Here is a 21917-nt window from a genome sequence, read left to right as displayed (position 1 = left end):
TTGCGTAGAGAAATTTATGGATAGTCAATACGAAAAGCTGCTTGCTGCGGTGCACTGGAATGAGCAGGGCTTGGTTCCTGCCATTGCCCAGGATGCGCGCAGCGGACAGGTATTGATGCTCGCCTGGATGAATGCCGAGGCCCTGCGCCTGAGCCTCGCGGAGGGGCGTGGCATTTACTGGTCGCGCTCGCGTCAGGCCCTGTGGCGCAAGGGTGAAAGTTCTGGACATGTGCAGCATTTACAAAGCATTCATCTGGACTGTGATGGGGATACTCTGCTCTTGCGCGTACTGCAGGAGGGCGCTGCCTGTCACACTGGGGCCGTCACCTGCTTCTTTCGCGACGCTAGCGAAGATGGTTGGCAAGACAGCAGCCCACCCGGGGGCAGTGTGCTCGACGCGCTGCAGGCCACCATTCATCGCCGACGCCAGTCCGACCCAGGACAGTCCTACGTGGCCAAACTGCTCCATGGGGGCCGCGATCGGATCCTGAAAAAGGTGGGAGAAGAAGCGGCAGAGTTCCTCATTGCCTGCAAGAATCCCGAGACGCAACCGGTGCTTGGCGAGGCTGCGGACTTGCTGTTCCACCTCTTGGTGGCGTTGGAGGAACGAGATTTGCATATTGATGAAGTATTGGGCGAGCTGCAACGCCGCGAAGGGATGTCTGGTCTGGTCGAAAAGGCATCGCGCAAGTCGGCTTGACGCTGTCCCATTACTTGACTATGGTCAAAAGAGTATTGCCGCATCGTCCCGCATGGGAAGGAGATCAGTATGGGCGCTTTCAGTATCTGGCATTTGATTATCATCCTGTTGATCGTGGTGGCCCTCTTCGGCACTGCCAAGCTGCGTAACGTCGGCTCCGATCTAGGTTCGGCCATCAAGGGCTTCCGCTCTGCGGTCAAGGAAGAAGAGGAAAAAAAGAAAGAAAAAGATGCGGCCATCGGGCATACCATCGAGGCCGAGGTTAGCCCGAAGACCGAACAGGAAAGCATTCACCACGGCTAAGCCATGTTTGATTTCAGCTTTGGCGAACTCGCCCTTCTCGCAGTCATTGCCCTATTGGTAGTAGGGCCGGAAAAATTGCCCGAGTTGGCGCGTACTGCGGGTAAATGGGTGGGCTATTTCCGGCGCACGGTGAACAACGTGCGCTCGGAAGTGGAACAGCAGTTGCTGCTCGACGAGATGCGCAAGGAGGCGGAGAAACTCAAGGGCTTTGCCAATGAGCCACTGCAGGAAGTGGAGAAGTTCAAGGCAAGCATCGAGGAGCCTCTGCTGGCAACGGAGGAACCAAGTACGGTAAGTGCTGAGTCTGGTTCCACGGTTGCAGAAGGCGAACCAGAGGTGACGCTACCGCCCGGGAGCAGTGGTTCCTCCCGTCCTCAAGGGCAGCTCCTACACTGACGAGCCAACCAGGGGTGTTGCCACCCCTGCCGACACACCGATAGCCCCTGGAATTTCATGGCGAGTGCAGACAAACTGAGCGAGTCCGCAGAAAATACCTTCATCGGCCATCTCCTGGAGCTGCGTCGCAGAGTCCTCTTTGCGGTCATCGCGATCTTCGTGGGTTTCCTTGTCTCCTATCCCTTCGCCCAGCAGATCTATGGCATTCTTGCCCAGCCGTTGATTTCGGTCCTGCCCAAAGGCAGCCATCTGATCTACACCAGCTTGCCCGAGGTCTTTCTGACCTATGTGCAGCTATCGCTCATTTCCGGTTTTATTCTCGCCCTGCCGGTCATTCTGTACCAGTTCTGGGCCTTCGTCGCGCCCGGTCTCTATACCCACGAACGACGAGTTTTTTTTCCGATTCTGTTCACTTCCCTCGCGTTATTCGTGGCGGGCATCGTCTTCGCGTATTTCGTCGTCTTTCCCAACGCCTTTCGCTTCTTTGCCAGCTTTTCCGGAAACGACATCAGCGCCATGCCCAAGGTCAGCAATTATCTGGCGCTGATCGTCAAGTTTTCCCTGGCCTTTGGCCTCGCCTTTCAGATTCCGATTCTGGTGGTGGTACTGGTACAGATCGGCGTTCTGCAGCTCGATACCCTGCGGCGTGGGCGGCGCTATGCCTTCCTCGTCTGCGCCATTGCCTCGGCCATCCTCAGTCCGCCGGATGTCTTGTCGATGGTCCTGCTGATGATCCCCATGTATATGCTGTTTGAAATGGGGCTGCTATTTTCCGCCTATTTTGAACGTCGACGTGCCTGCATGGCCGGCAAGGCGCCGGAAGAGGAGAGCGACCCCGAGCGCGTCATGAAGGACGCCGAGGATAGTTTCCGCGACGACTAGCGCGAGACTTTTCCTTCCCCTGTGCTATGCTGACCGGAAGATGCCCGAGGGAGCTGAGTGATGGTGACCGAGATACTGAGCATGAACACCAGTGACGTAGACGCCATTCTTGCTGCACGTCATCACGATCCCTTTGCCTTCCTCGGCCAGCATCCTGTGGGTAATGGTTGGGTACAACGCGCCTACCTGCCTCATGCCCAACAGGCGGAACTGTTGCCCAAACGCGGGAAGGCGCGTCCCATGCACTGCGTAACCGAGGGCGGGATCTTCTTCTGCGAATCGCGCACGCGACTGGCGCAACCCTACCGCTTGCGTTGGCAGGATGGCGCCGGGAACTGGCACGAACAGCATGACCCGTACAGCTTCCAGCCGGTGCTCGGCGAGATGGACATCTACCTCTTCGGCGAGGGTCGCTGGCTGGATGCGTACCGTAGCCTGGGTGCGCATCGACGCCAATGCGAAGGGATCGACGGAGTTTTTTTCGCCGTCTGGGCGCCCAACGCCGAACGCGTCAGTGTGGTGGGCGATTTCAACGCCTGGGATGGTCGAATCCACCCCATGCGCGCACGCGGCCAGAGTGGTCTCTGGGAGCTTTTCCTGCCGGGGCTCAGCGCGGGAATTCTCTACAAGTTCGAGCTCCGTCATCGCGAATCCGGCAATGTCTTCGTGAAGACCGATCCCTATGCCCAGAGCTTCGAAGCACGCCCAAAAACCGCTGCGCGCGTGGTAGAATCCCAACATCAGTGGCAAGACAAAGCATGGTTGCAAGAGCGCGCCGAGGCAGACTGGCAGGCAGCACCCATGAGCATTTACGAGGTGCATCTCGGCTCCTGGCGGCGCCATGCCGATGGCAGCTTTTGCAGCTATAGCGAGCTCGCCGAAGAACTGGTGGCCTACTGTAAGGAAATGGGCTTTACCCACCTGGAGCTGCTACCCGTCATGGAACATCCCCTGGATGAATCCTGGGGCTACCAGGTCAGCGGCTACTTTGCCCCCACCAGTCGTTTTGGCAGCCCCGACGAGTTCCGTGCCTTCGTCGACCATTGCCATCAGCAGGGCATCGGCGTGCTGCTCGACTGGGTACCCGGGCATTTTCCACGCGACGATTGGGGACTGGCACGCTTCGACGGTACGGCCCTCTACGAGCACGCCGATCCGCGCGAAGGCGAGCACAAGGATTGGGGCACCTATATCTTCAATTTTGGGCGCAACGAGGTGCGCAACTTCCTCCTCAGCAATGCCCTCTACTGGGCCGAAGAGTTTCACATCGACGGCTTTCGCGTCGATGCCGTCGCCTCCCTGCTCTACCGCGATTATTCTCGCAAGGAGGGCGAATGGATCCCCAACCAGTATGGCGGACGGGAAAATCTGGAGGCGATCGACTTTCTGCGCGAACTGCACGTCGCCCTGCACGAACGGCATCCGGGAATCCTGAGCGTTGCCGAGGAATCCACCGCCTGGCCCATGGTCTCCCGCCCCACCTACCTCGGCGGTCTGGGGTTCTCCATGAAATGGAACATGGGCTGGATGCACGACACTCTGAGTTATCTGCAGCTCGATCCCATCCATCGCCAGTATCATCACGATGCCCTGACCTTCAGTCAGCTCTATGCCTACACGGAAAACTTCGTCCTGCCACTCTCCCACGACGAAGTCGTACATGGCAAAGGTTCCCTCCTCGACAAGATGCCCGGTGATACCTGGCAGCGCTTCGCCAATTTGCGCCTACTGTTCAGCTACCAGTTCGCCCATCCCGGCAAGAAACTCAATTTCATGGGCAACGAATTCGGCCAGGGACGAGAATGGGATAGCAGTTCTGCCCTGGACTGGGGGCTATTGGACGTCGATTGGCACCGTGGCGTTCGGCAGATGTTTCGCGATCTGAATCGACTGCACCAAGACATCGCCGCCTTGCATGAACAGGACTTTCAGCACGAAGGGTTTCAGTGGATCGATTGCCACGACGCCCGGCAGTCGGTACTGAGCTTTCTGCGCTGGGATCGTAACGGTGATTTTGTGGTCGTCGTCTGCAACTTTACGCCCGTGCCGCGCGAGCAGTACCGCATTGGCGTACCCCACGCCGGGACCTACCGAGAGATCTTCAATAGTGACGCCGCTGCCTACGGCGGCAGCAATATGGGCAATGCGCCGCGGGACAGTGAGGCATTGTCCTGGTCCGGGCTCCCGGCCAGCCTGTCGCTGACCCTGCCACCGCTGGCGGTGGTCTACCTGCGATGCGGTGACTGAGCCGTGCTCCTGCTCTACCTGATCATTGCCGTGGTCGCCGGTCTGGCAGAGCTCTTTACCGGTACCTTCTACCTCGCTGCGGTCGCCATCGCTGCCCTCATCGCCCTTCTTGCCGGGCTTTTCCTGCCACATATCACTCTGCACTGGGTCTTTCTCGCCAGCAGTGTGCTCCTCATTATCGCTAGCGCCTGGCTGCGCCATCGGCTGGCGCGCAAAGCCAGCGGCGTCGACGACCTCGATCTCGGCCAGGCGGTGGAGGTGCTCCGTGGTCCCGACGCCCAGGGCCGCTACCGGGTCCGCTATCGTGGCAGTGAGTGGCCGGCAGTGCTGGAAGAAGGCAATGGTGCCTGTCCCGGCGCCGCCGCGCTCATCGTCGCGCACGAGGGAAATCTCTTGCACATTGCCGTCGTTCCGCCATCGTCCAGGGAATCGCTATGCCCACCACCCTCCTCAGCATCGTCGTCGTCCTGATCGTCGTCTTTTTTGTACTGCGGGCCACGATTCGCGTCGTGCCGCAGCAGCGCGCCTGGGTCGTCGAACGCCTGGGGCGCTACCACGTCACTTTGCAGCCCGGCCTCAATATCATCGTTCCCTTCATCGACCGCATCGCCTACCGCTTCGATATGCGTGAGCTGCCGATGGAGGTGCCGGCCCAGGTCTGCATTTCCCTCGATAACACGACCATGACCGTCGACGGGGTGCTCTACGTGCAGATCACCGATGCCGTCAAGGCCGCCTATGGCTCCAGCAATCCCTTCACTGCCGTGGTACAACTGGCGCAGACGAGCATGCGCTCGGAGATCGGCAAGCTGCATCTGGATGCCGCGCTTTCGTCGCGGCAACTCCTGAATGCGGCGGTGGCCGAAGCGGTGGATGAGGCGGCCCTGAATTGGGGTGTCAAGGTACTGCGCTACGAGATCAAGGACATCACCCCTCCGGCGGAAATCATTCGCGCCATGGAGCTGCAGATCACTGCCGACCGGGAAAAGCGCGCCATCATTGCCAAGTCCGAAGGACAGCGCCAGCAACAGATCAATACCTCCGAAGGACAACGGCAGCAGGAGATCAACGTCGCCGATGGGCGCAAGCAGGCGGAGATCCTGCGCGCCGAGGGCGAGGCGCAGGCCATTGCGCTGGTGGCCGAAGCGACCGCCAAGGCGATTGCCACCATCGGCGCCGCCGCCCGCGAGCCGGGCGGTATCGAGGCCCTGCAGATGCAGCTCGCCAAGGATTACATCGAGAAATGGGGCAATCTGGCCAAGGCCAGCACCAACCTGGTGATCCCTGCCGATCTCGGCAACGTCGGTGCCCTGGTCTCCACAGCTCTTGCCATCGTGCAGAAAAACACTGGAGCGGCGACCAATCCCGCCGGGGGGAAGAGCTGAGGACCCGCTAACCCTCTTCGGGCGCTTGCTAGGTTTCGTAGCGCGCAGCAGGCGCGCCCCAGGCTTCCGCATCGAGCCATACATCGAAGCCGGCGCCCACCCGGGTGGCAGGGAGATCTTCCCCGGCCCGCCAACGCTGGATGGCGGGAGCCTTAGCGGCACCGGTTATGACGAAGAACAGGGCGCGTGTCTGGCGCAATCTCGCAGCACTGAGAGAAACGCGATCGGCGGGCGGTTTGGGACTGTGGTGCACTGGCAGAACAGCCGGGGCATCAGGCGCGAATCCCTGCTCCTGGCCGGGGAAGAGACTGGCGCAGTGACCATCCTCGCCCATTCCCAGTAGCACCAGATCAAAGCGCTGCGCAGGGAGCATGTGAGCGTAGGCGGCCGCTGCGGCCTCCGCACCCAACTCCGCGGGAATGGGATGATGTTGCCGGGTAGGAATCGAAGATTTTGCCAGGAGCGTGTCCTGTACCAATCGCGAGTTCCGTTCCCGGTCATCTGGCGCCAAACAGCGCTCGTCACCATAGTAGAGATGCCAATGCTGCCAGCTGGCGCCGAGACGCGGCAGGACTTCGTAGACGGCCTTGGGTGTATGCCCACCGGCAAGGACCAGGTGAAAGGCTCCACGAGCTGCGATGGCCTCGACGGCCATGCGCGCGATGGCAGCCGCCAGACGTTCGGCGAGCTGGCCGGCGCCGGGATACAGATGCCAGACGGGGACGCTCATGCGACTGCGGTACCCAGCAAATGGCCGATCAAGGTCGTGGCACCCAGAGACAGCGCACCCCAGATCAGTACGCGGATGGCCCCGCGCCAGACCGATGCACCGCCAGCCCAGGCAGCCACTCCCCCCAAGATGGCAAGCAAGAGCAACGTCAGGATATAAAGCACTGGCAGGAGTGCGGCCGCTGGCGCCAGAAAAACCGCCAAGATCGGAAAGATAGCACCCAGGGAAAAGGAGAGCGCAGAAGCCGCAGCGGCTTGAACCGGCCGGGCGGCGGCCACCTCCGTCAGGCCCAGTTCGTCACGGGCATGGGCCGCCAGGGCATCATGCTGCATCAACTGCTCCGCTACCTGGCGCGCGAGAGGCTCGTCCAGTCCGCGCTGCATGTAGATATGGGTGAGCTCCTGCAGTTCCAGATCCGGATTTTTGTGAATCTCACGAGCCTCAATGGCAAGGTCGGCGGCCTGGGTATCGGCCTGGGAGCTGACGGAGACGTACTCCCCCGCCGCCATGGAGAATGCCCCAGCCACCCAGGCGGCAACTCCAGCCAGAAGCAGAGCGTGTGTGCCTGCCTGGCCAGCAGCGACACCGGTCAGCAGGGCCGCGGTGGACAGCAGACCATCATTGGCACCCAGCACACTGGCGCGCAACCAACCGATTTGGGTATGGTGATGATGCTCGTGGTGATGCGCCGGTTGTACCGCAGCACTAGTACTCATTAGCATGGATCCCTCGCTTGCTCTTTACAATCATCATAGTCAGACACAGCGCTTGGGTCTACGGGCAGGCAGTGCTAGCCTAGGCTCTGCAGACAGGAGAGAAAATGCGATGAGCGGCCTTGCAGATTTCGTTGGTAATACCCCGCTGTGCGAATTGCGGCGGCTGAGTCCCAATCCACGGGTGCGGATCTTTGGCAAACTGGAGGGAAACAACCCCGCCGGTTCGGTAAAGGATCGCCCAGCTCTCAACATGATCCGCTGCGCGCTGGAGCGGGGCACGATCCGGCCGGGAGATCGTCTGGTGGAAGCCACCAGTGGCAATACCGGCATCGCCCTGGCCATGGCAGCCTCTGTCGAGGGCCTGAAAATCACGCTGATCATGCCGGAAAACATGAGCATTGAGCGGCGGCAGGTGATGCGCGCCTTTGGTGCAGATATCGAGCTCACTCCGGCTGAGGCGAGCATGGAAGGGGCCATCGACCGTGCCCGCGCCATGGTCGACGCTGGCGAGGCGATCATGCTCGATCAGTTCTCCAACCCCGATAATCCTGACGCACATGCGCGGACGACGGGTCCGGAAATCTGGCGCGACAGCCGTGGGCAGATCACCCATTTCGTCTCGGCGATGGGGACGACCGGCACCATCATGGGCACCAGTCGTTACCTGCGCCAGGTCCACCCAGCTATCCAGATCGTCGGGGTGCAACCTGCCGCCGGCGCCAAGATCCCGGGGATCCGTCGTTGGCCCAAGGAATACATGCCCAAGATCTACCAACCCGAATTGGTCGATCGGGTCATCGATATCGGCACGGCGGAGGCGGAGGAAATGACCCGCCGACTGGCACGCGAGGAGGGCATCCTGGCCGGCATCTCCTCCGGCGGCGCGGTTGCTGCTGCCTTGCGGGTGGCCGAGACTCTGGAGCAGGGTTTTCTGGTGGCGATCATCTGCGATCGCGGCGACCGTTATCTGTCCACCGGGGTCTTCCCCGCCTAGGAATGATCGGTCCGGCGCCGGCCACGGTCCTGGAAATCCGAGCGGCGAGCCTCAGCGGCCCGCAGTTGCAGCTGCATAATTTGCAGATCCAGGCGCAGGGGACGAGCCCTCGCGACCTGCACTGGCAAATCCAAACTGGCGCCGAGCAGGGTTCCAGTCCAATGCACTGGGAGACCTTGCAGGCGCAGGGGCGACTACGGTCCCGCGCTGGGGGCGACGAAGTGCAGGTGCAGGCAAGCGTTCAGGCCAGTCCCCTGGGAAACCTGCAGGTACGCGGCCAAGGAAAAGTTGGCAAAAGCGGCGGGCAACTGCGACTACAGCTCCAGAGCCAGCAGATCGGTTCCTGGCACGCCTGGTGGCGAAGCGCAGTGCAAGGGAGCTGGTCGGCTCGGCTGATGGGAGGAGGCAATGCCCAGTACCTATTACAAACAGTACTCCCGAAAACTTGGCACCCCCAGGGAACGCTACAAGCACAACTCACTGCGCGGGGAGTGAACTGGACTAGGCTGCACGAGGCAGCCCTGCAGGCCTCGCTCAACAGGCTGCAGTTCAGCAGTCCCAGTGGGCTGCAAGCGGCCCAGGACGGCGTCTTGCATCTGCGTACCCAGGTCGAGCAGCGACAGGGCATCTGGCGGGGCCAATCCACCTTGCAGTGGCGCGCTGGCGCGGCGCTCTGGAGTCCATGGTACGCGAGCGCACCCGCCGCAGGAGTCACGCTGCGAGGAAACTGGCAATATGGAACGCAGGACTGGCGGATAGCAGAAGCCACGCTGCGCTGGCCAGAGATGGGGCAGGCACGCTTTTCTGCTGCTTCCAGAGCCAGCTCTGCAGCGCCAGAGATTCACTTGCAGGAAGCGACTTTGGCGGTGCAGCCATTATGGCAAACCTGGCTGCGTCCAATACTCCCGAGTAGCGGTTTGGCCCATCGACTCGAGGCAAGTGGCACACTGAAGATTTCCGGGAGCTATGCCGCTGGCCTCGACAAGCTGCGCTGGCAGCTCGAGGATGGCGGCCTGCGCGATCCGCAGGGCCAATTCACTCTGCAAGACCTGCGTTCCAGCGGCACCTGGCAACGACAAGGAGGCGACTCCAAGGCCGAACTGCAGTGGCTCTATGGTGGCTTTTATGGCATCCCTTTCGGGCCCCTCGATGCGCAGTTTCTGCTGCGCAGCCATGTCGCCGAGCTGCGCGCACCAGCCGCGCTTTCCGTGTTGGGTGGTCGTGTCCATATCCAGCATTTGCAGGCCAACTGGCAGGGCGGTTCGCCCAGCTTCGTTCTTGGTGGCGGGGTCGATCACATGCAGCTGGGTTCTCTCACCCGCACTTTTGGCTGGCCGCACTTCACCGGCACCCTTGATGCCGAGATTCCGCAATTGCGCTATCAGCAGGGCACTCTTAGCACCAGCAGCGTGATGCGCGCCCATGCCTTTGGGGGCGAAATCAGCATCGACGGACTCTCCGTGACGGGTCTCTTTACCCCCGCTCCCCTCCTGCAGACCAGCATTCGCCTGCAAAATCTACAACTCAAACCGCTTACCGATGTCTTTCCGGTGGGTTACATCAGCGGCGTGCTCGATGGCAGCGTCCAGCATCTCACGCTGCTGGATTGGCAGCCGGTGGCCTTTGATGCGCGCATCGCGACCCGTCGCGCTCCCGGCATCCCGCAAAAAATCAGTGCCGCCGCCATCGAAAAGCTGACCAAACTGGGAGGTGGTGGCATCAGCGGCTTTTTCCAGAATATCTTCTTGCGGTTTTTCCATACGTTTTCTTATGCCAAACTGGGCTTCGGGGTAGATTTGCGAGATGGAGTCGCGACCTTATCGGGGGTAGCCAATGCCAAAGATGGTGGATTTTATCTGCTCCGAGGCCAGGGACTGCCGCAGGTGAACATCATCGGCTACAATCGGCGCAGTAACTGGCAGGAGCTGCTCAGCCGCCTGCACGCCGTCATGGAAGGTAAGGCCCAGGTTGCCACAGGAGACTAACGGGTGAACGCTTATCGATTTCGACACGGCCTTCGGGTCCTTCTCGTTTTGGGTCTTTCTCTGACCCTGGCGGCTTGCGTGACGGTCAACATCTATTTTCCGGCTGCTGCAGCACAAAAGCTCGCCGATCAGGTCGTCGACCAGGTCTACCACGCCGCCCAGCAAGGACGGGTGGACATCCAGACCGAGCCCCAAGCCAAGACCACCGCGCCGGCAGCCTCGGCAGCACCCAGTGCCTGGCATCGGCCGCAAGAACTGCATCCCGGTCAAATTCTAGGATATATGACCAATGTCGCGTTCCGTTCTGTCAGCAGTACAGCGCATGCTGCCGCCAATCTGGATGCCTCCAGCCCTGCCGTAATTGCCGCCAAGGCCAACGTAGAAAATCAGGCGCGCAATTTGGGCCCGTACTTTGCCAGCGGCGCCATTGGCTACACCAGCAATGGACTCGTCGCCATCCACGATGCCGCGGCGGTGCCTCTGGCGCAGCGCGGCGCGCTGGCGGGTTTGGTGGCAGGCTACAACTCTGCCCTGCAAAATCTTTATGCGCAGATTGCTGATGCCAACGGCCATCCCGAATGGGCCAGTCAGATTCAGGATAGCTTTGCCCGTGCCTGGATCGCGAAGGCCCCCGCAGGCTACTGGTACCAAGGCCCCAGTGGCCAGTGGCAACGCAAATAACGTCATCTTTTACCGCTCATGACTCGTCCCAAGCCCATACGCGGCACAGCACCTTGTACTCTGCGGATTGACTCCCTGGATGGGGAAGGTGTGGGGGTTGCTCGGGTCGACGGCAAAGTCACTTTCGTCGCCGGTGCCCTGCCAGGGGAAGAGGTCGTAGCGCAGGTATACGAAGGTACTCCGCGTTACGATCGTGCCCGCTTGCTGGACGTGCAGCGGGCCGCGTCGCAACGGGTGACGCCACGCTGTCCCCATGCCGGGGTCTGCGGCGGCTGCAGCCTGCAACACCTGGAAGCATCGGCACAGATAGCGGTCAAACAACGGCATCTGGAAGAACAACTCTGGCAAATCGGCAAGGTGCGAGCGGAGCGCATCCTGCCACCCATTGCCGGGCCGAGCTTCGGCTATCGCCGCAAGGCACGCCTCTCGGTCCGGGTGCCGGCCACGCGCGGGGTGTTGGTGGGCTTTCGCGAATACCATTCCAGCTATGTGGCAGAAATGGAGAGCTGCGCGGTACTCGACCCGCGCATCGGTGAGCGGATTCTCGACCTGCGAGCGCTGATCGCGCGCTTGCACAATCCGCGCATCATTCCGCAAATCGAAGTGGCTTGCAGTGACGAAGTCGCGGCACTGGTGTTCCGTCATCTGGAAGCGCTGCCCCCCGCGGATGAGGAATTGCTCACTCTCTTTGGGCAGACCCATAACTTGCAGATCTGGTTGCAGAGTGCGGGACCCGACAGCCTGCGTTGCATCAGCGAGAGCGATCCCCCGGCATTGTTCTACGACTTGCCGGAATATGACGTCCGCCTCGCCTTCTCTCCTCTCGTCTTCACCCAGGTCAACGCCAGCATCAATCCGGTTCTCATCCACCGCGCCCTGGCGCTGCTCGATCCCCAAGCAGGGGAACGCATTGCCGATCTTTTCTGCGGTCTGGGGAATTTTACCCTGCCCATCGCGCGCGCCGGAGCGAAGGTTCTGGGGATCGAGGGAGAGCGTCGCCTGACGGCCTTGGGCAGCGCCAACGCGGCAGCCAATGGCCTGGCGGAGCGAGTGGAGTTTCGCTGTGCGGATCTTGCCCAGGAGAGTCTCGATGAAGTGCTGGCCGGACACCCCGTGCGTAAACTTCTCATCGATCCTCCGCGCAGTGGCGCCATCGAGATCCTCAAGGACATTGGTCCCGCCATCGAGCGTTTGGTCTATGTGTCCTGCAACCCGGATACCCTCGCTCGGGATGCCGGGTATCTGGTGCAGCAGCTTGGCTTTCGTTTGCGCAGCGCAGGCATCGTCAACATGTTTCCGCATACCGCCCATGTCGAGTCCGTCGCCCTTTTTACCCGCTGAGGCGCCTGCGCACTGGCTCTGGGTGCAGCCGACCCGGCAACGCCTGCTGGAGCTGCGCGGCAGTGCAGCAACGGCAGAGTGGCCCGTATCCACCGCTCGCGCCGGTCTCGGCGAGGAGATCGGCAGCGGCAAGACCCCGCGCGGCTGGCACTATGTGCGCGCCCGCGTGGGCGCAGGGCTGCCGGCAGACGCGGTGCTGCGCGGGCGGCGCTGGCAAGGCGAGCGCTGGCAACCTGGCGCCACCCTGACCGACCCGATTCTTGCCCGCCTGCTCTGGCTCTGCGGCCTGGAGCGGGGACGCAACCGGGGCGGTCAAGTCGATACCTTTCGCCGCTATATCTACCTACATGGCACGGCAGACGTCGAACATCTGGGGCAACCCGTTTCGGCTGGCTGCATCCGCCTCGATCCCGCTGCCATCATCGATCTTTTTTCTCGCTCCCCCGCGGGCCTACCCGTGCTCATTGCTGACACCTTCGCGTCCTATCCTCGGCCGAACAGGAGAACCTGAATGGCACGTTTTCGCTTTCCTCGCTTTCAGCGCGCGGTCAATGTCTTTAGTCCGCACCTCTTCGAAAATCTCTCCCTGGCCGCCTTTCTCGCCTGGGTCGGCCTCGGATCCGACGCCCTTTCCTCCTCGGCCTACGGCCCACCGGAAATCTATTATGCCCTGCACGGTCATGAATATTTGTCGGTAGTCCTCGCGATAGCCATTCCGGTTACGGTATTCATCATTGCGGCGGGTTACAAACAGGTCATTGCCCTCTTCCCCGAGGGTGGTGGCGGGTATCACACCGCCACCACCTTGCTCGGCCCCTTCGCCGGCCTGGTCAGCGGCGCCGCCCTGATTGTCGACTACATCCTCACCGCCGCCATCTCGGTGGCCTCCGGTACCGAGGCAGTGCTCAGCATCCTGCCCGCGAGCTGGTACCAGGAGCGCATATTACTGGATCTGCTGGTGCTGCTCTTCCTGATCTTCCTCAATTTGCGCGGCATGAAGGAATCGATCAAGATTCTCTTGCCGATCTTTGTCGGCTTCCTGATCAGCAACGGGATCATCCTGGCCTGGGGCCTGCTCAGCCATGCCGGCGACTTCCCCCACATTGCGCTGGCGACCGTCCATGGGGTGCAACAGGACAGCATGAGCTATGGCTGGATCTTCATCATTGCCCTGTTACTGCGCGCGTTCAGTCTCGGCGGCGGCACCTATACTGGTCTGGAAGCCGTCGCCAACGGCGTGCACATCATGCGTGAGCCCCGGGTACAGACCGGCCAGCGGACCATGACCCTGCTCGCCACCTCGCTGTCGCTGGTTGCCGGCAGCCTGATATTTCTCTATCTGCTCTACCACGCCGAGGCCCGCGCCGGGGAAACCCTGAATGCCGCGCTGTTCCACAGCATCACCGCCAACTGGCAGGGCTTTGGCATCCATTGGGGCAACTGGGCCACCCTGCTCGCTTTGCTGACCGAGGGGCTGCTTCTCTTCATTGCTGCCAACACGGGTATTATCACCGCCCCCATCGTCATGGCCAATATGGCCGTCGACCGCTGGCTGCCGGAGCGTTTCTCCTACCTGTCCGACCGCTTCGTCTCGCGCAATGGCATCCTGCTCGTCGGCTTCGCGTCGATTGCCATTCTTCTGGCCACCCAAGGCCATGTGCGCATCCTGGTGGTGCTCTACAGCATCAACGTGTTCATCACCTTCACCCTGACCATGGCGGGCCTCAGCCGCCATTGGTTTGCTCAGCGCAAGGGCAACAAGCCATGGCTGGGCAAACTGATCATCAGCGTACTCGGTCTGATCGTCACCGGCTCCATTCTGATCATTACCACCTTTGAGAAATTCGATGCCGGCGGCTGGTTTACCCTGCTCATCACCAGCGTTGTCATCTTGCTCGGTTACTTCATTTATCGCCATTACCGCTCCATCAGCAAGCGTACCCGCGAGCTGGACGAAACCATGCTCGACGTCGTCCCGGAAAACATGGAACCTGGGCCGGCGCTGCCCCTCGACCCGCGTGCTAGTACGGCAGTGTTCTTCGTGAACAAATTCGATGGCGTCGGTCTGCATACCCTGCTCACCGCGCACCGCATGGTGAAGGGCTTTGTCAAAAACTATGTATTCCTGGTGGCGGGCATCGTCGGTCAGGGCGAGTTCAAAGGCATGGAGGCGGTCGAGCAGCTCAAGGTGTACACCGAAGCCGAAGCCAATCAATACATCGCCTACTGTCGCGCGCAGGGCATGGCCGCCACCTGGTTTGCCACCTACGGCACCGACCGCATTCAGGCCATGGAAGACCTCGCCAGTGCGGCTATCCGCTATTTTCCCAACAGTATCTTTTTTGCCGGACGGGTCATCGACTCCAGTCAAAACAGTGCATTGTGGAGCATCCTGCACGATGAAGTGTCGTTCATCATCCAGGATCGTCTCCAGAAAGATGGCTTCAGCATGATGATCGTCCCCGTCCATGTGCACGGCATGCCCAACAAACTCCCATCCATTTCCCTGCCTATCGATATGCCGCCGGATATGGAACTGATACAGCCGGAAAAAAGGGGGGAGGAAAATGCTAAATCCAGCTGAACTCCCCCTTGGCCCCCTGATGATCGACATGCCCGGCCCAACCCTTGGAGCGGAGGATCGCGAGCGGCTGCTGCACCCAACGGTGGGTGGCGTCATCCTCTTTGCGCGCAACTGTGTCAGCCATAGCCAAGTACGGGAACTCTGCGACGAAATTCACGCCCTGCGCCAGCCGGCGCTCCTCGTCGCCATCGATCAAGAAGGAGGGCGAGTGCAACGCCTGCGCGATGGTGTCACGCGTTTTCCGCCCCAGGCCAGCCTCGGACTCGTTGCCGATCGCGAGGGACTGGATCGTGCCCGCACTCTTGCGGGAATTTGGGGCGAGCTGTTGGGATACGAACTCCGACAATTGGGCATCGACATCGACTTCACGCCGTGTATCGATCTTGCCTCCGGTGTCTCTGCAGTGATCGGGGATCGTGCCTTGCACAGCGATCCGCACATTGTTGGTGAGCTGGCAAGCCATCTCTGGCAAGGTATGGACCGTCAGGGCTTGACCGGTGTAGCCAAACATTTTCCCGGTCACGGTAGTGTGGCAGCCGATTCCCATCATGAGCTTCCCATAGACTCCCGCCCGCTAGAGGCGTTGGCAAGCGATCTGCGTCCCTTCCGGCGCCTAGTCGCGGCCGGTATTCCCGCCATCATGCCGGCGCATGTGCGCTATTCTGCCGTGGATGAGGCCCCGGCCGGGTACTCGTCCTACTGGCTGCACACGGTATTGCGCGGCGATCTCGGTTTTACCGGAGTCATTGTCAGCGACGACCTCAGCATGGCTGGTGCGCTCGGGGTCGGCGCGATCAGCGAGCGCGTCGATACTGCCCTCGCCGCCGGTTGCGAGATGCTGCTCATCTGCAATGATATGGCCGCCGCCGATCAGGCCATGCATCACTGCCTGACACGCGACTTGCCGTCCTCACGCCTTGATCTGTTGCGCGGTCAGGAAGGCCAGCTCGATCCCGAACGCTATACCGCCTACCGTGCCGAGATCGACAAGCTCCGGGAGCGCTGCAGCAAGCCCTTGTAATTCCTCTGTCAGCGCGTAGAATACGCGTTCCTCCCTTGTGGTGGTTAACTCCTTGTTCGGACGATGGGCGTCCGGACTCTATGATCCGTAAGGAGAATGCATTGCGGCATTATGAAATTGTGTTTCTGGTCCACCCTGACCAGAGTGAGCTGGTACCCCAGATGATCGAGCGCTACCGCGGCATGATCGAGGGCGACGGTGGGCAGATTCATCGTTTGGAAGACTGGGGTCGCCGTCAGCTCGCGTATCCCATCAAAAAGGCCCACAAGGCGCACTACGTTCTCATGAATGTGGAGTGCAGCGCAGCCGCCCTGGCTGAGTTGGAAGACGCCTTCCGCTTCAGTGATGCCGTATTGCGCCACCTGACCCTGGCACGCGACGAAGCCATCACCGAGGCATCGCCGCTGGCGCGCGACGAAAGCGATCGCCACGAGCGCAGCGGCGATGAAGAGCGGACAGACAGCATTCCAGCAAGCGTAGAGTAAGGAACCGACAATGGCATTTCATAAAGATAGAGACAGAGATAATGATGGTGATCGTCGCGGCGGCGGTGGCTTTTCGCGACGGCGCAAGACCTGCCGCTTCAAGGCCGAAGGTGTCAAGGAAATCGACTATAAGGACCTGAAAACCTTGCAGGCTTTCGTTGGCGAAACGGGCAAGATCGTACCCAGCCGGATCACCGGCACCAGCGCCCTCTACCAGCGGCAACTGGCAACCGCCATCAAGCGCGCACGCTTCCTGGCACTGTTGCCCTACGTCATCCGCTAACCCGCTGGCGACAAGGACAAGATCATGAAAGTCATTTTATTGGAACGCATCAACAAACTGGGCCGCCTGGGAGATGTCGTCGAGGTTCGCCCCGGCTACGGACGCAATTTCCTGATCCCCCAGGGCAAGGCAGTGGCCGCCACGCCCAGCAATTTGGCCGATTTTGCCGAGCGCAAGGCGCAGCTGGAAGCAGTCGAGGCCGAGCGCCGGCAGGCGGCGCGGGCACGGGCCGAGGCCCTGGCAGAGACCACTCTGCGCATTGCCCTGCAGGCTGGCGAAGACGGACGCCTCTTTGGCTCCGTGGGTCATCATGAGGTCGCCCGGATGCTCGAAGAACTGGGTCATACGGTGAGTCATGGCGAGGTCCGTATGCAGGAAGGCCCCATCAAGCGCACTGGCGAGTATCCGGTACGTCTGCATCTCCACCCCGAAGTCGAGATCGACATCCAGGTCGTCGTCGAACGCGCCTGATTTCGCGAGTCCAGAGGCAGAGCAATGGCGGCCCATCTGGACCAGGAAGTCAAGGCAACCCCCTACTCCCGGGAGGCCGAGCAGTCGGTCCTCGGGGGCTTGTTGATCGACCCGGAAGCTTGGGAAGCGGTCAGCGAGGCCCTTGCCGTCCACGATTTTTACGAGCGCCGTCATCAAACCATCTTCGCCGCGTCTGCCGAAATTTGTAATGCCGGCAGCGAACTCGACGCCGTCACCCTTGCTGAGCATCTCGAGGCCCGCGAGCTCCTTGCCGAGGTGGGCGGCCTCACCTACCTGATCGAACTCGCCAACCTCACCCCCAGTGCCGGCAATATCCTGGCCTACGCGCGTATCGTACGTGAACGCTCGGTCCTGCGCTCGCTGCTCCGTGCCGGCCGTGAGATCGCCGATCTGGCCTATCGCCCCGAAGGGCGGGAGGCGCGTCTGCTGCTCGACGAGGCAGAGCGCAAGATTTTTGAGCTGGCACAAGGCGAAGATCGCGGCGGCGCCCATTTTCAGCAAATCAAGGAGGTCTTGCCTGCGGTCATCGATCGGATCGAACAGATCGCCAAGGAACGCAAGCAGATCACCGGACTGCCCACCGGTTTTGTCGATCTTGACGAAAAGACCTCGGGTCTGCACCCAGGTCAGCTGGTAATCGTTGCCGGCCGCCCAAGTATGGGGAAGACGGCCTTTGCCATGAACATTGCCGAGCACGTTGCCTGTGTGGAAAAACGCGCGGTGGCGGTGTTCAGCATGGAGATGCCGACGGAAGAGATCGTCCTGCGTGCACTCTCCTCGCGCGGGCGGGTCGATCAACACCGCCTGCGCAATGGCAGTCTCAATCGCGACGACTGGCCCCGCATTGCCCAGGCCGTCGGCGAACTGAACACCGCTCCACTCTTTGCCGACGACTCGGCCGCCCTCTCTCCTGCCGAGCTGCGCTCCCGCGCCCGACGTCTCAAACGCGAGCATGATATCGCCCTGATTGTCGTCGATTATCTGCAGCTGATGCAGGTGCCCGGACGCGGCGACAACCGGGTGGCGGAAATCTCTGAGATCAGTCGTTCACTGAAGGCACTGGCCAAGGAGCTGGGCCTGCCCATCATCGCCCTTTCCCAGCTCAACCGCAGTCTGGAGAACCGTACCGAAAAACGTCCGCAGATGTCAGACCTGCGCGAGTCCGGCGCCATCGAACAGGACGCCGATCTGATCCTTTTCCTCTACCGCGACGAGGTGTATCACAAGGACAAGGAAGAGGTGAAGGGATTGGCCGAGGTCATCATCGGCAAACAGCGTAATGGACCCATCGGGACCGTGCGTATGAGCTTTTTTGGCGAATACACGCGCTTCGAGAACTACGCGCCCCTGGATGGCGGGGCCTGATTCCGGCAGGCAAGCCGATCCTCTGCTATGCTCAAAGCACTTGTGATCAAGAAAAGTGAGTGAGTCGATGAGCACTGTGCTCATGGGCAGCGCCGATGTCGATCCGCATTCCGAGCATGGATACCTTTGCTGTCCCGACTGCGGCCTGCTGCAAAAATTGCCACGCACCGGTATCCGCGGGCTGAACACCTACTGTGGACGCTGTGGCGCCACCCTGGAGCGCACTCGCGGGCGCAGCATCAATGCTGCCCTGGCCATGTGCCTGAGCGCCTTGTTCCTTCTGCTGCCGATGAATCTTCTCCCGTTTTTGTCGGTAGATATTTTTGGCGTTCACCACACCAGCATCGTCTATTCCGGCATTGCCGGGATCGCGGCCCAGGGCTGGCCAGTGGTTGCCGTGATCCTGGCACTGGAACTCATCATCCTGCCTTTTTTTCGCTTCGGCTTTTTGGCCGCTGTCTTGCTCGGCATCTATCACGACTATCATCATCCTCATCTGGGCAAGCTCTTTCGCTGGTCGGAACGCCTCGATCAATGGGCCATGCCTGATGTCTTTCTCATTGGCTGCGTCATCGGCTATGGCCGGGTCGCTCCGTTTCTGCCCATCAGTATCGGAATCGGCGGTTATTGCGTCCTCGCCGTTTCTTTTCTCACCTTGCTGACCCGCGCGAGCCTTGATCGACGCGAAATCTGGCGGCGTATTGGCCCTTGCTGCCAGCATCTCGAAGAAGGGGTGGAGTACGTCGGTTGCCCCTTTTGTGGTCTGCCGCACCCCAGAGCGGAGGCGGATGGCCAACATTGCCGCCGTTGTGGCGAACGAGTCTGGCGCTATCGGCCGGACACCGAGATACGCGTCCTGGCACTGACCCTTGCGGGGTTCTTCTGCTATCCCTTTGCCTATCTCTATCCCATGGAGAGCAATTACCAACTCGGCAGTTTACAGGGCTACACCATCATGACCGGGGTGCACAAGCTGATCCAGGCGAATTTTTATGTATTTGCGGCCATCATCTTTCTTGCCAGCGTGCTTACCCCCTTTCTGAAACTGTTTGGCCTGAGCTGGTTCCTTGTCTCAGTGCATGGCCACTCGCAGCGCTGGCTGCGCAGTAAGACCATGCTTTTCCGGGTCATTCGCCAGATCGGCCGCTGGTCCCACATCGATGTCTTTACCGTCGCCGTCTTTCTGCCCCTCATGCATCTCTCCGGCTTGCTGGCGGTGTACGTAGGAAAGGCGTTACCCTTCTTCCTTGCCGTTGTCGTAATCACCATGTTTGCCACCGAGATCTTCGATCCCCGCCTCCTCTGGCAAAAGGTCGATGAACAACAGGAACAAGATGAGTCAGTCTTCGTCAACACCGCAAGCGCAGAATCGTAAACCCCGCTGGCCAGGTCTGATCTGGGCAGTGCCGGTCGCCGCACTGGCGATTGTCGGTTGGCTTGCGTTACGAAGTTATCTCGACCAAGGGCCGACGGTTACCGTGGAGTTTCCCACCACCGGCGGGATCAAGGCCAATCATACCTCGGTAAAGTTTCGCGGAGTGACGGTTGGGCAGGTCACCGGTACCCGACTGGCGAAGTCCTTGGACAAAATGTCCGTCACCATCCGCTTCGACCCCTACATGGCCGGACATCTGGGCAAGGGGACGCGCTACTGGATTGCTGGCAAGGAAGTCAGTTTCAGCGATCTGAGCTCCCTCAAATCCCTCATCGCCGGGCCCTATATTGGCGTGGATCCACATCCCGGCCCGACGGTGCACAAGGTGGTGGGACTGAGCCAGGAGCCGGTGCTCAAAAGCGAGCCGAAAGGTCTGACGCTCATCCTGCAAAGCGATCATTTCAATGTCGTAGAGCGGGCGGCTCCCATTTTTTATCAGGGGATGCAGATTGGCGAGGTGCGCGGCAAGGCGCAGGCCCCGGATGGTGACGGCTTCCGTATTTATGCCTTCATCTCGCAAAAATATCTGCATCTGATCAACGCCCGCAGTCGTTTCTGGAACTCTGGCAACATTCGCTTCGCTCTCCTTGGCAAAGACCCAGGCCTGCATCTACCGCCCAGCAACGCCATCCTCTCTGGGGCCATCTCGGTATTCACGCCAGAGTCGGGAAAACCGGCTACGGAAAACATGCAATTCCATCTCTATCCCAGCGCACAGGCAGCGCGCTGGGCACCGCGCAGCAATGCCGTGTTCTACCAGTTGGTACTGCCGGGAGGACCAAAGGGTTTGGCGAGCGGAGCTGCCGTGCGCCTGGAAGGAGCTCGGGTAGGCACGGTTACCGCCGTCGACATGCGCTACGACCCGCAGCGCAAGGCTCTGCAGACCGATGTGCAATTGGCGCTCGAACCGCAGCGCATTCCTCTGGCCGACGCTCAATGGGATGAACGCAATCCACGCCCCCAGATGGACGCGATGCTGCGCGCTCTGATCGCGCAGGGGCTGCGGGCCGAAATGCAACAGAACCCGCCTCTCATAGGCAATCCGGAGATTTCCCTGGTCATGCTTCAGCACCCCAAAGCGGCGACTCTGGCTGCTGGCAACCCACCTCAGATTCCTTTTGTGGAGGGTGGAAGTCTCGCCGGAACGCTGGCTCAGGTCGATGGCATCCTGCGGGAAATCCATGCACTGCCCCTACCAGAGATCGCCAAGAATCTGCAAATCACGACGCAGCGGATTGCTGCCCTCAGCCAATCGGAAAAAACGCAGGAGACACTCCGCCACCTTGCTGCGGCAACGCAGCACCTGAATGCCATTCTGGCGTCCGGCCAAAAGCAGTTACCGGAAACACTGCAGCATTTGCGTGCCGCGAGCGCGCAGGCAGAGCAAGCCTTGCAGGCGGCACACGGCCTATTGGCAGCTGAGGGCAGCGCCGGTAATGCACCGGAGTCCAGTACCCTGCCGCGTGCACTATATGAACTCAGCCGCGCCGCTGCCTCGCTGCGTTCCCTGACTGACTATCTCAACAGCCACCCCAATGCCCTTTTGATCGGGAAATGACCATGGCCTGGATCCGTCTCTGTTTTCTTCTTGTTTTCACCCTGCTCCTCAGTGCCTGCGCCAGCACCCCAACGCAGTACCTGAGTCTGAACGCGCAAGGCTCGCCCCTACCCACTCAGCCACTGACAGAGAAGCACCGCCTGTTGATAGTCGATCACGTACAGATGCCCGCCAGTATCGATCGCCTCTACCTTACCCGCCGTAGCGGCGACAATGGCATGGAGGTATCCGGGCATGTGCGTTGGATCGCGCCGCTGGGCGGCATGACGCAGCGCGTGTTAACGGAGGATCTGCGGCGGCGTCTACCCGATCTTACCGTGCTGCTTGCCGGTTC

Annotated in this window: 23 protein-coding genes; 21 read left to right on the top strand and 2 right to left on the bottom strand. The window is 60.8% G+C overall.

Going from position 1 to position 21917, the window contains the following annotated elements; genetic code table 11:
- Positions 1-16: 16 nt before the first annotated feature.
- The 7 genes from hisIE (at position 17) to AC2VNM_RS09825 (ending at position 5913) form a co-directional block, all read left to right on the top strand.
- Complete coding sequence (gene hisIE / locus AC2VNM_RS09855; protein ID WP_483165677.1) at positions 17-700, top strand: bifunctional phosphoribosyl-AMP cyclohydrolase/phosphoribosyl-ATP diphosphatase HisIE; 684 nt, start codon at positions 17-19, stop codon at positions 698-700.
- Positions 701-769: 69 nt separating this feature from the next.
- On the top strand, positions 770-1003 hold the full coding sequence (gene tatA, locus AC2VNM_RS09850; RefSeq protein WP_483165678.1) for a Sec-independent protein translocase subunit TatA: 234 nt from the start codon (positions 770-772) through the stop codon (positions 1001-1003).
- A 3-nt stretch (positions 1004-1006) separates the two neighbouring features.
- The gene (gene tatB / locus AC2VNM_RS09845) at positions 1007-1399 is read left to right on the top strand and encodes a Sec-independent protein translocase protein TatB (protein WP_483165679.1); all 393 of its coding nucleotides are present in this window, start codon (positions 1007-1009) and stop codon (positions 1397-1399) included.
- A 57-nt stretch (positions 1400-1456) separates the two neighbouring features.
- A complete protein-coding gene (tatC, locus tag AC2VNM_RS09840) occupies positions 1457-2281 on the top strand; it encodes a twin-arginine translocase subunit TatC (protein WP_483165680.1) in 825 nt (274 codons plus the stop codon).
- A gap of 60 nt (positions 2282-2341) precedes the next feature.
- Complete coding sequence (glgB, locus tag AC2VNM_RS09835; protein WP_483165681.1) at positions 2342-4528, top strand: 1,4-alpha-glucan branching protein GlgB; 2187 nt, start codon at positions 2342-2344, stop codon at positions 4526-4528.
- Positions 4529-4531: 3 nt separating this feature from the next.
- Entirely contained in the window at positions 4532-4999 is a 468-nt protein-coding gene (locus AC2VNM_RS09830) for an NfeD family protein (protein ID WP_483165682.1), read from the top strand.
- Positions 4963-5913: an SPFH domain-containing protein gene (locus tag AC2VNM_RS09825; protein WP_483165683.1), complete on the top strand. Its 951-nt coding sequence runs from the start codon at positions 4963-4965 to the stop codon at positions 5911-5913. Before AC2VNM_RS09830 ends, AC2VNM_RS09825 begins: the two co-directional genes overlap by 37 nt.
- A gap of 28 nt (positions 5914-5941) precedes the next feature.
- On the opposite strand, the gene pgl is transcribed toward AC2VNM_RS09825, so the two are convergent.
- Complete coding sequence (gene pgl / locus AC2VNM_RS09820) at positions 5942-6643, bottom strand: 6-phosphogluconolactonase (protein ID WP_483165684.1); 702 nt, start codon at positions 6641-6643, stop codon at positions 5942-5944.
- Positions 6640-7359 (bottom strand): VIT1/CCC1 transporter family protein, encoded by a 720-nt coding sequence (locus AC2VNM_RS09815; protein WP_483165685.1) that lies wholly within the window; start codon positions 7357-7359, stop codon positions 6640-6642. Before AC2VNM_RS09815 ends, pgl begins: the two co-directional genes overlap by 4 nt.
- Before the next feature lie 109 nt (positions 7360-7468).
- On the opposite strand from AC2VNM_RS09815, the gene cysM reads away from it, so the two are divergent.
- From cysM to AC2VNM_RS09745, 14 genes are all read left to right on the top strand, one after another.
- Positions 7469-8353 (top strand): cysteine synthase CysM, encoded by an 885-nt coding sequence (gene cysM, locus AC2VNM_RS09810; protein WP_483165686.1) that lies wholly within the window; start codon positions 7469-7471, stop codon positions 8351-8353.
- A gap of 2 nt (positions 8354-8355) precedes the next feature.
- On the top strand, positions 8356-10338 hold the full coding sequence (locus AC2VNM_RS09805; RefSeq protein ID WP_483165687.1) for an intermembrane phospholipid transport YdbH family protein: 1983 nt from the start codon (positions 8356-8358) through the stop codon (positions 10336-10338).
- Positions 10339-10341: 3 nt separating this feature from the next.
- On the top strand, positions 10342-11019 hold the full coding sequence (locus tag AC2VNM_RS09800) for a DUF1318 domain-containing protein (protein ID WP_483165688.1): 678 nt from the start codon (positions 10342-10344) through the stop codon (positions 11017-11019).
- An 18-nt stretch (positions 11020-11037) separates the two neighbouring features.
- On the top strand, positions 11038-12360 hold the full coding sequence (gene rlmD / locus AC2VNM_RS09795) for a 23S rRNA (uracil(1939)-C(5))-methyltransferase RlmD (protein WP_483165689.1): 1323 nt from the start codon (positions 11038-11040) through the stop codon (positions 12358-12360).
- Positions 12329-12871, top strand: coding sequence for a L,D-transpeptidase (locus AC2VNM_RS09790; RefSeq protein WP_483165690.1), 543 nt, complete (start codon positions 12329-12331; stop codon positions 12869-12871). The genes rlmD and AC2VNM_RS09790 overlap by 32 nt, the downstream gene beginning before the upstream one ends.
- A complete protein-coding gene (locus AC2VNM_RS09785; protein ID WP_483165691.1) occupies positions 12872-14944 on the top strand; it encodes an APC family permease in 2073 nt (690 codons plus the stop codon).
- A complete protein-coding gene (gene nagZ / locus AC2VNM_RS09780) occupies positions 14928-15965 on the top strand; it encodes a beta-N-acetylhexosaminidase (RefSeq protein WP_486913241.1) in 1038 nt (345 codons plus the stop codon). Before AC2VNM_RS09785 ends, nagZ begins: the two co-directional genes overlap by 17 nt.
- 101 nt (positions 15966-16066) lie before the next feature.
- Positions 16067-16450, top strand: coding sequence for a 30S ribosomal protein S6 (rpsF, locus tag AC2VNM_RS09775; protein ID WP_483165693.1), 384 nt, complete (start codon positions 16067-16069; stop codon positions 16448-16450).
- 10 nt (positions 16451-16460) lie between these two features.
- The gene (rpsR, locus tag AC2VNM_RS09770) at positions 16461-16733 is read left to right on the top strand and encodes a 30S ribosomal protein S18 (RefSeq protein ID WP_483165694.1); all 273 of its coding nucleotides are present in this window, start codon (positions 16461-16463) and stop codon (positions 16731-16733) included.
- 24 nt (positions 16734-16757) lie between these two features.
- Positions 16758-17204, top strand: coding sequence for a 50S ribosomal protein L9 (gene rplI, locus AC2VNM_RS09765; protein WP_486913239.1), 447 nt, complete (start codon positions 16758-16760; stop codon positions 17202-17204).
- Between the two features lie 24 nt (positions 17205-17228).
- Complete coding sequence (gene dnaB / locus AC2VNM_RS09760; RefSeq protein ID WP_483165696.1) at positions 17229-18590, top strand: replicative DNA helicase; 1362 nt, start codon at positions 17229-17231, stop codon at positions 18588-18590.
- A gap of 67 nt (positions 18591-18657) precedes the next feature.
- Positions 18658-19965 (top strand): paraquat-inducible protein A, encoded by a 1308-nt coding sequence (locus tag AC2VNM_RS09755; RefSeq protein ID WP_483165697.1) that lies wholly within the window; start codon positions 18658-18660, stop codon positions 19963-19965.
- A complete protein-coding gene (locus AC2VNM_RS09750) occupies positions 19925-21583 on the top strand; it encodes a PqiB family protein (RefSeq protein ID WP_483165698.1) in 1659 nt (552 codons plus the stop codon). The genes AC2VNM_RS09755 and AC2VNM_RS09750 overlap by 41 nt, the downstream gene beginning before the upstream one ends.
- 2 nt (positions 21584-21585) lie before the next feature.
- A partial coding sequence (locus tag AC2VNM_RS09745; protein ID WP_486913238.1) for a PqiC family protein occupies positions 21586-21917 on the top strand: 332 nt, incomplete at its 3' end.

It is taken from the genome of Acidithiobacillus sp. TH-A67, from assembly GCF_057473545.1.
This window is presented reverse-complemented; position numbering and strand designations above follow the sequence as displayed.